Raw genomic sequence first — 12,173 nt, forward strand, 5'->3', positions numbered from 1 at the left:
CGGGTCGGTCCCGCGGTCGGCGTTGTTTTTCCTCAGTCGTTCGACTGCGCGAGGCGCTCCGCGCCGCCGACCGAGAGTTCGCCGCTGAGGGTGCGGTTCGGGTAGGGGATGTCGATTCCCTCCTCGTCGAACCGCTCTTTGACGGCGGTAACGTACTCACCGCGGGTCTTCACGAAGTCGGCGCGGCTGGGCTGGGAAATCCAGATGCGCGACTTGAGCGTGACCGACGAGTCGCCGAGTTCGGTCAGTCTGACCGACGGCTCGGGCGTCGTCATGATTCCCTCGTGGTTTTCGGCCTCGTCGAGGATGATGTCGGTCGCCTGCTGGATGTCGTCGTCGTAGCCGATGCCGAACGGCACCTGCAGGCGGAGTTTGTCCTTCGCGACGGGGTTCTTGATGACGCCGTCGGTGAGCTGCGAGTTCGGCACGGTGAGCAGTTCGTTGTCGAAGGTGCGAACGCGCGTCACGCGGAAGGAGATGTCTTCGACGACGCCGGAGTTGCCGTCCCATTCAATCCAGTCGTTGATGCGGAACGGCTTGTCGGTGAAGATGAAGATGCCGGCGACGAAGTTGGCGATGACGTCCTGCATCGCGAAGCCGATAGCGAGCGTCGCGGCCGCGCCGATGGTGGCGAGCGACTGCAGGATGTTGCCGAGGCCGGCGAACGCGAACCCCGCGCCGAGGGCGACGAACGCCACGACGAGGGTCGCGATTTTCATCAGGGGCTTTTTGGCGTGTTCCTCCGCGCCGCGCCGGTCGAGGACGCGGTTGAGCGCGGACGACACGACCGCCTTGCCGACGATGTAGACGACGACGAAGCCGAGAACGAGACCCAGGAGCGTCCCGAGCGTCTCGGCGTACGGGACGTTCTGCTGGGTGAGGAGTCGACCGATAGCGCCGCCGTCACCCTGCAGTTGGAGCGGGAGTGCGAGCGCGTTCATCGGTGGTAGACCGCGGTCTTCCCCCTCGTCTCTATCAGTTCGGCGTTCACCCGGTCTGCGAGGTCAGCCGCCGCCTCGTCGACCGTCGTGCCGCCGAGCGCCGCCCGGAGGAACTTCGCTTTCACGAGGTTCCGGTCGGCCAGCTGGTCGTTGAGTTCGCCGACCACCGCTTCGATTCCGCTCTTACCCACCCAGACGGTCACGTCGACGTCGTGGGCCTCCTTTCGCAGCTCCTGCGTGTTCATGTGTGGCCTCCACTATGTGCCAGAGGGCTTCAATAGTAAGGCTTTGGCGGCCGTTTGGTTGTCGTACACACGCGAGAACGGGTCGATACTGCCGGAATCGCCGGCAGGCGGTCAGTACGGATAGCGTTTCGTCGCCCCGCAGTCGCATCTGACGACGACGCGGCCGCCGGCGCGGGTCCGGACGCGGGCGTTGACGCCGGGACGGAGGTAGGCGTCGCAGCCGTCGCAGGTGAACCGGCGGAACGCCTTCGGGAGGCCGCAGCGGTTCCGCTCTGCGACCCGGCGGGCGAGGCGGACGTACTCGCGGGCGCGCTCGTGGTCGCGGTCGCTCGCCGCCTCGCGGGCGAGGTCGTGGAGTCGGTCGATGCGCTCCTCCGCGATGTTCATACACGTTCGGGCGAGCGGCCCGGACAAAGACGTTCCGAACCGCGACGCGGAGCCGAAGCCGGTAACGTGAAACCCCGGCCGGAAAAACGGCGACTGTGCGCGTCCTGAACTACCTCGAGTTCGCCTCGCAACTCGAACGCAGCGGCATCGGCACCGCCACCGACCAGCAGCGGGCGGCCCTCGCCACGACCGACGTGGAGGTCGTCACCTCCCCGTGGCCCGAGTCGGCCGCCGCGGGTGCCGCGGGCCTCCTGCGGGGCGACGGGGTCGTCCGCGACTACGACGTGGCCCACTGCAACCTCATCGGCCCCGGGTCGCTCGCCGTGGCCGGACACGCCAAACGGAACGACATCCCGCTCGTGCTCCACTCGCACGTCACCCGCGAGGACTTCGCCGAGAGCTTCCGCGGGTCGACCGCGGTCGCCCCCGCCCTCGGGAAGTACCTCAAGTGGTTCTACTCGCAGGCCGACGTGGTGCTCTGTCCCTCCGAGTACACGAAGCGAACGCTCGAATCCTACCCGGTCGACGCGCCGATTCGACCGGTTTCGAACGGCGTCGACACCGAGGCGCTCGACGGCTTCGAGGACCTCCGCGACGAGTACCGAGAGAGGTACGACCTCGACGGCATGACCGTCTTCACCGTCGGCAACGTCTTCGAGCGCAAGGGCCTCACGACGTTCTGCACGCTCGCCCAGGAGACCGACTACGACTTCGCGTGGTTCGGCCCCTACGACACCGGCCCGCACGCCTCGAAGAAAGTTCGATACTGGGTCGAAAACGCCCCGGAGAACGTCACGTTCACCGGGTGGATAGACGACATCCGCGGCGCGTTCGGCGCGGGCGACGTCTACCTCTTCGCGACGAAAAACGAGAATCAGGGCATCGCCGTCCTCGAAGCGATGGCCTGCGGGAAGGCGGTCGTCCTCCGCGACATCCCGGTGTTCGAGGAGTTCTACACTCACGGCCACGACTGCCTGAAGTGTTCGACCGACGCGGAGTTCCGCCGGGCGCTCGACCTGCTCGCCCGCGACCCCGACCTCCGGCGGCGACTCGGCGAGAACGCCCGCGAGACGGCCGCCGAACACAGCCTCGACCGCGTCGGCGACAGGCTCGTCGAGACGTACGAGGACGCGCTGTCCGGGCGACTCGAAGGCTGAGTGGCCGCCCCCCGACCGGCGAGTCTCGTTGGCCGACCCCCGGGAGGCGGCCGATTGATTCGGTAACACACGACAGTCCAGCGGGAAGTCACAACGGTTTATCCCGTCGGGGTCGCACGAACGGCCATGCAGTCGGTCGCCGCGTTCACCGACACGTACCTACCGACCGTCAACGGCGTCACCTACACGATTCAGACGTGGCGCGAGCGGTGGCACCGCCGCGGCGGTCGCATGGACGTGGTGTTCCCGGCGGACGAAGACTACGACCCCGAGCCCGGCGAGTACGGCGTCCGAAGCCTTCCCTTCCCGTTCTACGAGGGGATTCGAATCGGCGCGCCGCGGATTCCGGGGGCCGTCGACGACGTCGACGTGGTCCACGCCCACACCCCGTTCGGCCTCGGACTGGCCGGCCTCCGACTCGCCCGCCGGCGCGACCTCCCGCTCGTGGCGACCTACCACACCCCGACCGGCGAGTACGCCGAGTACCTCAGCTCCGTCGGCGCTATCGAGCGCGGCGTCGAGCGCACCGCCGAGCGGTACGAGCGATGGTTCTTCGACCGCGCCGACGCGGTCATCGTCCCGAGCGAGGACGCCGAGCGCCGCCTCGTCGACGAGGTCGGCGTCGAGGCCGAAATCGTCGTCCTCTCGAACGGCATCGACGTGGAGCGGTTCGAACCCGTCGAGGGCGACGACTTCCGCCGCCGCTACGACCTCGGCGACGGCCCCCTCATCGGTTACACGGGCCGCCACGGCTACGAGAAGCGTCTCGACGAACTCGTCCGGGCCGCGGCCGACCTCGACGCGACGCTCGTCTTCGGCGGCGACGGCCCCGCCCGCGACGAGCTGTCAGCCCTCGCCGACGACCTCGGCGTGGACGCGCACTTCCTCGGCTTCCTCGACCGCGAGGAGCTGCCGGCGTTCTACTCCGCGCTCGACGTGTTCTGTTTCCCGAGCCCCGTCGAGACGCAGGGGCTCGTCGCGCTGGAGGCCAACGCCTGCGGGACGCCCGTCGTCGGCGTCAACGAGGGCGCGCTCGAGGACACCGTCCTCGACGGCGTGACCGGCTACCACTACGAGTCAGGCGACTTAGACGGCTTCCGCCACGGGATTCGGCGGGCGCTGGCGGAGCGCGAGGCACTCAGCGCGCGGTGTCTCGACCGCCGTGACGAGGTGAGCGTCGACCGCTCTGTCGACCGACTCGCGGCGCTCTACGACCGGTTGGCGTCGGAATAAAAAACAGCGAGACCGACTGCGAAACCGCGTTAGTCGCGACCTTCGAGCGCGTCGGCGATGCGGCGCAGTTCGCGGTTCACGTCGCGGACCTCGTCGCGGAGCTGTCGGACCTCGCGGACGAGCTGTTCGTCGCTTCCGCTTCCCTGCTCGGGGTCGCGCGGGCCGCCGCCCATACTTCCGGGACCGCCGCCCATGCCGCCGGGGCCGCCGCCGCCGCCCATACCGCCGGGGCCGCCGCCACCCATCATGCCGCTCATCATCTGCGCGAACGGGTTGCCGCCGCCGCCCATGCCGCCGGGGCCGCCGCCGCCCATCATCTCTTCGGGGTCGGGGCGCTCGCCTTCCTCGCGCTCTTTCTCGCGGCGCTGTCGAATCTCTTCGACCCGCTCGCGGAACGACTTCTCTTCTTCGCCGTCGTCGCCCTCGTCGGGCGTCTGCGTCTCGTCTGCGGGTTCGTCGTCAGCCATGAGAGCGAGTTGGCCGTCCTCCCGGAAAGTGCTGACGGTCTCTGAGAATCGTGACGTCGCTCACCCGAACGCGCCGAGGCTCGACTGGAGGTCGCGGTCGGTCCCGCCGTCGCCGAGTTCGTGGCCGACGAGGTCGCGCATGTCGACCGCGTAGGTCGTCCCGCGGTGGTCGAGGACGAGCACGCGCCCCTTCACGCCGCGGACCGTTCCCGTGGCGACGGTTTCTGCGACCGGCGAGCCGTCGAGGTCGAGACCGTAGTCGAACGCGAACGTCTCGATGGGGTCGAACTCGGCGACGAGGGCGTCCCACGCCGCGGCGTCGACCGCCCGGCCGAACCCCTCGATTTTGGTCGGGACGCGGATGCGGTCCGGAATCTCGGTCGCCAGTTCGGCCTCGTACTCGCGGGCGACGCGACCGTCGGAGAACGTTCGGACGTGGGCCGCGCGGTCCGCGCCCTGCTCGCGCAGGCGGGTGTCGAGCCGCCACTCGCGGGTGACGCCGACTTTGAACGTGTCGGGGGCGAACGCCGCGAGGTAGACCGCGTGGTCCTCGTAGCAGTCCATCTCGTCTTTCAGACACGTCCCCGTGCACTTCGCGCAGACCCACGTGTGGCGGTGGTCCGAGCAGTAGGGTGCGCGGTCGTTGTCGCAGGAGACGTGTCGGTCGTCGTGGACGGTGCCCGCGCAGTGGCGCTCGCCGAGGCGGTAGTCGAGTTCGGTGCCGGGGTCGAGCGCGACCGAGTCGATGCCGCCGCTCGCGCTCACGAACAGCGCGGGGGTTCCGGTATCGTAGCCGACGACCTGCACGCTCCGGGGTAGGGAGTCGCGGTAGAAAGGTGGCTCGCTCCCGGGGCGAACTGCGGGGCCCGCCGGGCGTCGCCCCGCGGTGTCGGCCGCGGGTATCGGTCGGCGTTATTCGTACTCGGCGCGGAGCTCTTCGGCGAGTTCCTCGGCCGCGCGGCGGACGGCCTCGTCGCTCGACCCGTCGGGCTCCCAGCCGAGCGCGGAGAGCTTCTCGATGGAGAGGCGCATCTTCGGCACGTCGCCGGTCCAGCCGCGGTCGCCGCCGGTGTACTCGAACTCGGGGTCGAGGTCCAGCACGTCGGCGACGATGTTGGCGATGGTCGTCACGGAGGTGGTCGTCCGCGTGCCGAGGTTGTAGACGTTGTAGTCGCGCTCGGCGTGCTCGACGATGTGGCACATCGCGTCGATGCAGTCCTCGACGTGGAGGTAGGACTTCTCCTGTCGGCCGTCGCCGAGGATTTCGAGCGTCTCGGGGTCTTCGAGGAGCTTCTCGATGAAGTCGGGGATGACGTTGCCGCGCTGGTTCGGGCCGACGATGTTGGCGAAGCGGTACATGTAGACCGTGACGTCGTAGGAGTGGGCGAACGTCGACAAGAGGCCCTCGTCGGCGAGCTTGGAGGAGCCGTAGATGCTGATTGGTTCGAGCGGCGCGTAGTCCTCGGGCGTCGGCCGCGGGGCCTCGCCGTAAATCGTCGACGAGGAGGTAAAGGAGATGTTCGACACGCCGACTTCCTGCATCCGTTCGAGGATGTTGTAGGTCATCTCGGTGTTCTCCTCGAACAGCTGACGGGGGTTGCCGTAGTTCGTGTCCGTGTAGGCCGCGAAGTGGAAGACGATGTCGAGGTCCTCGGTGACGGCCTCGGCGACGTCGTCGGGGTCGGTCATGTCGGCCTGTACGAACTCGACGCCGTCGGGGACCTGCTCGCGGTCCCCCTTCGAGAGGTCGTCGGCGACGACCACGTGGTTGTCCTCGGAGAGGCGCGCGGCGAGGTGAGAGCCGACGAGTCCCGCGCCCCCGGTCACGAGGACGCGCTTGTCGGAGAGTTCCAGCGACATGGCTCAGATGATTCGACCGAGTGATAAGTCCGTTTCCCCTCCGGGCCGCGGCCGGGCGTCGGTGACGGCCCGCGCTACCGGGGCCACGAGATTCCGGTCAGGTCCTCGCTCAGCCGCCACAGCTCCCGGACGTGCTTGGGGTCGGTCGCCGCGGCCGACGGCTCGGCCGGCGCGCAGTCGGAGAAGTACGACCCGGTTACTCCCGCGACGGCCGGCGACGCGGCGAGGTAGACGGGCGTGTCGGCGGCCGTCGCCGGCGTATCCGCGAAGCCGCCGACGAGTCGGTGCGGGAGTCGGGAGAGCAGGCCGACCCCGGCGCGGACGGGGAGCGAGGCGTCGCGCCACAGGCCGCTCGACGGGACGAAGCCGGGGTGACAGCAGTTCGCGGTCGGGCCGTCGAGCCTGTCGGCGAGCCCGACGGTGAAGAGGACGTTCGCCAGTTTCGACCGGGTGTAGGCGTCGAGACCGTCGTAGTCGTCGAGGCTCGTCGCGTCGAGCGGGCCCTCGAACCGGCGGTGGACCTCCGAGGAGACGGTGACGACGCGGCCGTCGTCGGGAAGCAGGTCCCGGAGCCCGTGCGTGAGGACGAACGGCGCGAGGTGGTTGACGGCGAACGTCTTCTCCGCGCCGTCGGCGGTCAGTTCGCCCGTCGAGAAGTGCGCGCCGGCGTTGTTGACGAGCACGTCCACGCGGTCGGTCCGGTCGCGAACCGCCTCGGCGAGGCGGCGCACGGTGTCCCGTTCGGCGAGGTCGGCGCGAAAGAAGACCGCGTCGCCGCCGGCGTCCTCCACGGCCGCGGCGACGGTCCGGCCCGCGTCCCGGTCGCGGCCGTGGACGAAGACGGTCGCACCGAGACGACCGAGGGCGAGCGCGGTCTCGCGGCCGACGCCGGAGGTCGCGCCGGTCACGAGCACGGTTCGGTTCGACAGGTCGGCGCGCTCGACGCCCGCGCCGACTTCGGGGCGGTGGCTCATGGATACGTCTGCGGCGGGCGCGCAGATAAACCTCGACCGCTGGGACAGACAGGTGGACGAATAGACAGGCGGACGAACAGACGAACGAACGAGGGATCGCCGCGCCGCCGCCCGCGTTCCGAAAGCGCCACTTTCCCCCGCCGTCTTCGGAGAGACATGCACAACGAACCCGAGGTCGCCGTCCTCCGGTACGGACACCGACCGGGGCGCGACGACCGGATGACGACGCACGTCGGCCTGACGGCCCGCGCGCTCGGCGCTGACCGGGTCATCCTCCCGGACAACGCCGGCCACTCGATGGAGACCGTCGAGGACATCACGGGCCGGTTCGGCGGCCCCTTCGAGGTCGAACTCACCGAGGCGCTCAACGGCGTCATCCGCAACTGGGAGGGCAAGGTCGTCCACCTCACGATGTACGGCGAGCGCGTTCAGGACGTGGAGGCCGACATCCGCGAGGCGCACGCCGAAGAACCGCTTCTCGTCGTCGTCGGCGGGGAGAAGGTCCCCTTCGAGGTGTACGAGGGGGCGGACTGGAACGTCGGCGTCACGAACCAGCCGCACTCGGAGGTCGCCGGCCTCGCGGTGTTCCTCGACCGCCTGTTCGACGGGCGCGAGCTCGACCGCGAGTGGGAAGACGCCGAAAACCGGGTCGTCCCGATGGCGACGGGCAAGAAAGTCGTCCCGGCCGACGAGGAGTAATCGGACGCGTCGGCGCGCCCGCCGGCGGTTCTCCGCTGCCCGGGAGTAATAAGACTTAATGGCGTTCCTGACGCCATTTCGCACAATGGCTTTTGAGGAGTTACTGAACGACCCTGTTATCCAGAAGTACCTCCACGAGTTGGTTGGGCCCACTGGGATGCCGGTCGCGGCGGCACCCCCGGACGGCGAGGTCACCGACGAGGAACTCGCCGAGGAACTGCGGCTCGAGCTCAACGACGTGCGTCGTGCGCTCTTTATCCTCTACGAGAACGACCTCGCGTCGTATCGTCGCGTCCGCGACGAGGATTCCGGCTGGCTCACCTACCTCTGGACGTTCCACTACGAAAACATCCCCGAGAACCTCGAAGAGGAGATGTACCGCCTCCTCGAGGCGCTCGAGGAGCGACTCGACTACGAGCGGGACCACGAGTTCTACCTCTCGGAGCCCGCCGGCATCCGCTTCGAGTTCTCCGAGGCGATGGAGCTCGGCTTCCAGTGCCCCGAGACCGGCGCGCCCCTCGAACCGATGGACAACGACGACCTCGTCGACGCGATGGAACGACGCATCGAAGAGCTTCGAGACGAGCTCAACGTCGAAGTGACGGGGACGAACTGAATGGTCGTTCTCGCAACGAAGTGCTACATCGACGGCGACGCCCGCGACCGCGCGCTCGACAGCCTCACCTCGCTCGTCGCCAACGACATCGGCGACCTCGACGTGGAGTACGACATCGGCGTCCGCGACGACGATTTCATCTCCGTGACGGTCTCCGGCGACGACGAGACGGTCGCGCGCAACGTCCTCCGCGAGGAGTGGGGCGAAGTCACGCCGCACCTCTCGGCCGGTGAGACCTACGTCGGCACGCTCGAACACTGGGACGACGACGGCTTCGTCCTCGACGCCGGCATCGAGGTGCGCATCCCGACCGAGGAACTCGGCCTCGGCCGCGGCTCCGCGACCCAGATTCGCGACCGCTTCGGCCTCGTCCAGCACATGCCGCTGACGTTCGTCTACGGCGGCGACGACGAGCCCTCGCGGCTGGCCGACGAGCAGGTCGACCGACTCTACGACTGGACCCGCGGCAGCGGTCGCGTCAACGTCAACAGCGCGACCCGCGGCGAGGTCCGCGCGACGGTCAACCGCGCCGGTCACGCGAAGGACATCGTGACCGTCGAGCGCCTCGGCCTCCTCGAACAGAGCATCGTCTGCCGGGACGAGACCGACCCGCCGGGCCTCCTCGCCAGCATCGGCTCGTACCTGCCGGCCGAACTGAAGTGCGTCATCGGCCAGTAAGACGATGAACAGGCGACTCCTCGTCGGTATCGCCGCGCTCGCCCTCCTCCTCGTGACCGCCGGCTGTCTCGGCGGCACCTCCAGCGTCTCGAACGACCGACTCGACGCCGCGCCCGACGGCGAGTACGCGTGGACCGCCGAGACGGACGCGCACATCACCGTCCAGGACAACGGCCGATTCCGCGCGGTCTACGAGATGAACGACTCGTTCGTCGAGCTCTACCGGTTCGACGGCTTCGGCAGTCGGACGCCGCTTCCGGTCGAGGCGGTCCGCTACCGCTACGAGAACGGGACCGTCATCAACGGGACCGAACTGAAGGCCCGCGGCGGCGACGTGACCCAGAACGACCGCATCACGAACGTCACGCTCCCCGCGGACGCCGGGAGCGCCGGCAAAGTCGCGTTCAGTTCGTCGTCCTCGCCGAAGCGGTTCTCGCTTCCCGTCTTCGTCGAGGGGAGCTACGAGGTCGTCCTGCCCGCCGACCGCCGCGTCGACTTCCCGATATTCGGGTCGGTCCGGCCGTCGGGCTACGAGACTGAAGTCGTCGACGACCGGCTCCACATCCGGTGGCCTGAGGTGACCGACGGGAACGTCGTCGTGCAGTTCTACCTCCAGCGCGACCTCGGCATCTTCGCGGCGGTCGCCGCCGTCTCGGTGCTCGTCGGCGGCGCGGGGATACTCTACTACCGCCGGCAGATTCAGGCGCTCCGCGACCGCCGACAGGAACTCGGCTTGGACGTCGAAGACGACGACCGCTGACGGACGCCCGATAGACGCGGCGTCGGTCGGCCGACTCGGGTCGCCGGTGTGAACGCTTTTTTGCCTCGCAGCCCGCTACCTCGGGATATGCAAGTCGCCGTGGTCACCGTCGGGGACGAACTCCTCGCCGGCGACACCGTCAACACGAACGCCGCGTGGTTGTGCACGGAACTGACAGAGCGGGGCGTCTCCGTCGAGCGCGTGACGACGGTCCCCGACCGCGTCGCCGACATCGCCCGCGTGGTAAACGAATACCACGCCGAGTACGACGCCGTCGTCGTCACCGGCGGGCTCGGGCCGACCCACGACGACGTGACGATGGAGGCCGTCGCGGCCGCGTTCGGTCGCTCTCTGGAGCGGAACCCCGACGCCGAGGAGTGGCTGGAGACGAACGGCGGCTACTCCGCGGCGGACCTCGTGGAGGGGACGACCGACCTTCCCGCGGGGTCGCGGATGCTCCCGAACGACGAGGGCGTCGCGCCCGGCGCGGTCGTCGGCTCGGTGTACGTGCTCCCCGGCGTCCCCGGCGAGATGAAAGCCATGTTCGCCCGCGTCGCCGACGAGTTCGCGGGCGAGCGGACTCACGTCCGGTTCGTCCACACGTCGGAGCCCGAAAGCTCGCTCATCGAGCGGTTCGAGGCCGTCCAATCGGAGTTCGACGTGACCGTCGGGAGCTACCCCGGCGACCACGTCAGAATCAAACTCGCCGGGGCCGACGAGGGGACCGTCGAATCCGCGGCCGCGTGGCTCGAAGCGCGAGTCGAGTCGTACGAAGAATAGGGTCGGTCGGCCGACGGGTCAGCGCTGGAGGTACCAGAGCCACCCGGCGGTCATGAGGATACCCACGAGAAGCACGGTCGCGGCCGTCTCCGAGGTCGGCAGCACCTGTCCGGCGGATTCTAACGGAATCATGGATGACAATTGCTCGGTCCCCTTGTTAAACGGTGAGGTTCCGGCGACGGTCGGCCCGGGCTGAACGTCGCCGCCGTGGTCGACGCGCGCTGCCCGCGGCACCGCCGCTCGCGGCGGGCGGTTCGACCGCCGGCTACCGCGTCGCTTTTCCCCCGGGCGCGGGTTCGTTCAGTCATGCGAATCGGTGTCGTCGTCAACCCCGTCGCGGGGATGGGCGGCCGGGTCGGCCTGAAGGGAACCGACGGGAAAGTCGAGGAGGCAAGAGCGCGCGGCGCGGAGCCGCGGTCGCCGGAGCGGGCGCGACGGGCGCTCTCGCGGCTCTTCGAGGCCGACCCCGAGGCGGAACTGCTCGCGTGGGGCGGAGAGATGGGCGCGTCGGCCGCCCGAGACGCCGGGTTCGACCCCGACGTACTCGGCGGTCCGTCCGGCGACGAGACGAGCGCGGCCGACACCGTCGCCGCCGTCGAGGCGTTCGTCGACGCCGACGCGGACCTCGTGTTGTTCGTCGGCGGCGACGGCACCGCGGCGGACGTGGCCGAGGCGCTCGACGGGACCGACGTCCCGATGCTCGGCGTCCCCGCGGGCGTGAAGGTCTACTCCTCCGTTTTCGCCGTCTCGCCCGAAGACGCCGCCCACGTCGTCACCTCGTTCGAGCGGACCGAGGCCCGCGAGGTCATGGACATCGACGAGGACGACTACCGCGCCGGCGAGGTCAGGCCGGAGCTTCGGGCGGTCGCGCACGTCCCCGTCGCCGAGGACCTCCAGTCGTCGAAACAGACCGGCGGCGGGACCGTCGAGGCGCTCGCCGCGGGCGTCGCCGACGACATCCGTGCGACCGAGGGCGTCACCTACGTCCTCGGGCCCGGAAGCACCGTCGGCGCGGTGAAAGCCGAGTTGGGAATCGACGGGTCGCCGCTCGGCGTCGACGTCTACCGCGACGGCGAGGTGCTCGCCCGCGACGCGACCGAGGCCGAAATTCTGGCGAGTCTCGGCGAGGAGAACGTCATCGTCGTCACGCCCATCGGCGGACAGGGGTTCGTCTTCGGCCGCGGCAACCCCCAACTCTCCCCCGACGTGATTCGCCGCTGCGACGTGTCGGTCGTCGCCTCGCGGTCGAAACTCGACGCGATTCCGGTCCTCCGGGTCGACACCGACGACCCGGTCCTCGACGCCGACCTCCGCGGGTGGACGAAAGTCCGCGTGGGCCGGGTCGAGCGGCGGATGATGAAAATCGAGTGAGCGGC

The 12,173-nt window shown here is 69.2% G+C and carries 15 protein-coding genes; 8 read left to right on the forward strand and 7 right to left on the reverse strand.

Annotation, left to right across the window (positions count from 1 at the left end):
- Positions 1–32: 32 nt before the first annotated feature.
- From ABY42_RS05690 to ABY42_RS05700, 3 genes are all read right to left on the reverse strand, one after another.
- A complete protein-coding gene (locus ABY42_RS05690; protein WP_004977418.1) occupies positions 33–941 on the reverse strand; it encodes a mechanosensitive ion channel family protein in 909 nt (302 codons plus the stop codon).
- Positions 938–1,186, reverse strand: coding sequence for a YhbY family RNA-binding protein (locus ABY42_RS05695; RefSeq protein ID WP_004977417.1), 249 nt, complete (start codon positions 1,184–1,186; stop codon positions 938–940). Before ABY42_RS05695 ends, ABY42_RS05690 begins: the two co-directional genes overlap by 4 nt.
- A 111-nt stretch (positions 1,187–1,297) precedes the next feature.
- Positions 1,298–1,573: a ribonuclease P protein component 4 gene (locus ABY42_RS05700; RefSeq protein WP_050458918.1), complete on the reverse strand. Its 276-nt coding sequence runs from the start codon at positions 1,571–1,573 to the stop codon at positions 1,298–1,300.
- Positions 1,574–1,668: 95 nt separating this feature from the next.
- Between ABY42_RS05700 and ABY42_RS05705 the strand changes: the two genes are divergently transcribed.
- Together ABY42_RS05705 and ABY42_RS05710 are read left to right on the forward strand one after the other, a co-directional pair.
- Positions 1,669–2,730, forward strand: a complete 1,062-nt coding sequence (locus ABY42_RS05705; RefSeq protein ID WP_050458919.1) for a glycosyltransferase family 4 protein — start codon at positions 1,669–1,671, stop codon at positions 2,728–2,730.
- 126 nt (positions 2,731–2,856) lie between these two features.
- A complete protein-coding gene (locus ABY42_RS05710; RefSeq protein ID WP_050458920.1) occupies positions 2,857–3,963 on the forward strand; it encodes a glycosyltransferase in 1,107 nt (368 codons plus the stop codon).
- A 29-nt stretch (positions 3,964–3,992) separates the two neighbouring features.
- Here ABY42_RS05710 and ABY42_RS05715 read toward each other — a convergent pair whose 3' ends face one another.
- The 4 genes from ABY42_RS05715 to ABY42_RS05730 form a co-directional block, all read right to left on the reverse strand.
- A complete protein-coding gene (locus ABY42_RS05715) occupies positions 3,993–4,430 on the reverse strand; it encodes a hypothetical protein (RefSeq protein WP_004977413.1) in 438 nt (145 codons plus the stop codon).
- Positions 4,431–4,490: 60 nt separating this feature from the next.
- On the reverse strand, positions 4,491–5,237 hold the full coding sequence (locus ABY42_RS05720; RefSeq protein ID WP_050458921.1) for a DUF2797 domain-containing protein: 747 nt from the start codon (positions 5,235–5,237) through the stop codon (positions 4,491–4,493).
- Positions 5,238–5,342: 105 nt separating this feature from the next.
- The gene (locus tag ABY42_RS05725; RefSeq protein WP_004977411.1) at positions 5,343–6,290 is read right to left on the reverse strand and encodes an NAD-dependent epimerase/dehydratase family protein; all 948 of its coding nucleotides are present in this window, start codon (positions 6,288–6,290) and stop codon (positions 5,343–5,345) included.
- A gap of 74 nt (positions 6,291–6,364) precedes the next feature.
- Positions 6,365–7,264, reverse strand: a complete 900-nt coding sequence (locus ABY42_RS05730; RefSeq protein ID WP_156224357.1) for an SDR family oxidoreductase — start codon at positions 7,262–7,264, stop codon at positions 6,365–6,367.
- 156 nt (positions 7,265–7,420) lie between these two features.
- Here ABY42_RS05730 and ABY42_RS05735 point away from each other — a divergent pair, with 156 nt between their 5' ends.
- From ABY42_RS05735 to ABY42_RS05760, 6 genes are all read left to right on the forward strand, one after another.
- The gene (locus tag ABY42_RS05735) at positions 7,421–7,963 is read left to right on the forward strand and encodes a tRNA (cytidine(56)-2'-O)-methyltransferase (RefSeq protein WP_004970839.1); all 543 of its coding nucleotides are present in this window, start codon (positions 7,421–7,423) and stop codon (positions 7,961–7,963) included.
- An 85-nt stretch (positions 7,964–8,048) separates the two neighbouring features.
- Entirely contained in the window at positions 8,049–8,579 is a 531-nt protein-coding gene (locus ABY42_RS05740) for a transcription factor TFIIE subunit alpha (protein ID WP_004977409.1), read from the forward strand.
- Positions 8,580–9,257 carry a DUF2110 family protein gene (locus ABY42_RS05745; protein ID WP_004977408.1) on the forward strand — a complete coding sequence of 226 codons (678 nt, stop codon included), beginning with the start codon at positions 8,580–8,582 and terminating at the stop codon, positions 9,255–9,257.
- A 4-nt stretch (positions 9,258–9,261) separates the two neighbouring features.
- Positions 9,262–10,017: a DUF5803 family protein gene (locus ABY42_RS05750; protein WP_050458922.1), complete on the forward strand. Its 756-nt coding sequence runs from the start codon at positions 9,262–9,264 to the stop codon at positions 10,015–10,017.
- A gap of 87 nt (positions 10,018–10,104) precedes the next feature.
- Positions 10,105–10,797 carry a competence/damage-inducible protein A gene (locus tag ABY42_RS05755; RefSeq protein WP_004977406.1) on the forward strand — a complete coding sequence of 231 codons (693 nt, stop codon included), beginning with the start codon at positions 10,105–10,107 and terminating at the stop codon, positions 10,795–10,797.
- Positions 10,798–11,103: 306 nt separating this feature from the next.
- On the forward strand, positions 11,104–12,168 hold the full coding sequence (locus tag ABY42_RS05760) for an ATP-NAD kinase family protein (RefSeq protein WP_050458923.1): 1,065 nt from the start codon (positions 11,104–11,106) through the stop codon (positions 12,166–12,168).
- Positions 12,169–12,173 lie beyond the last annotated feature (5 nt).

Origin of the sequence: Haloferax gibbonsii (assembly GCF_001190965.1) — an archaeon.
GTDB lineage: Archaea > Halobacteriota > Halobacteria > Halobacteriales > Haloferacaceae > Haloferax > Haloferax gibbonsii.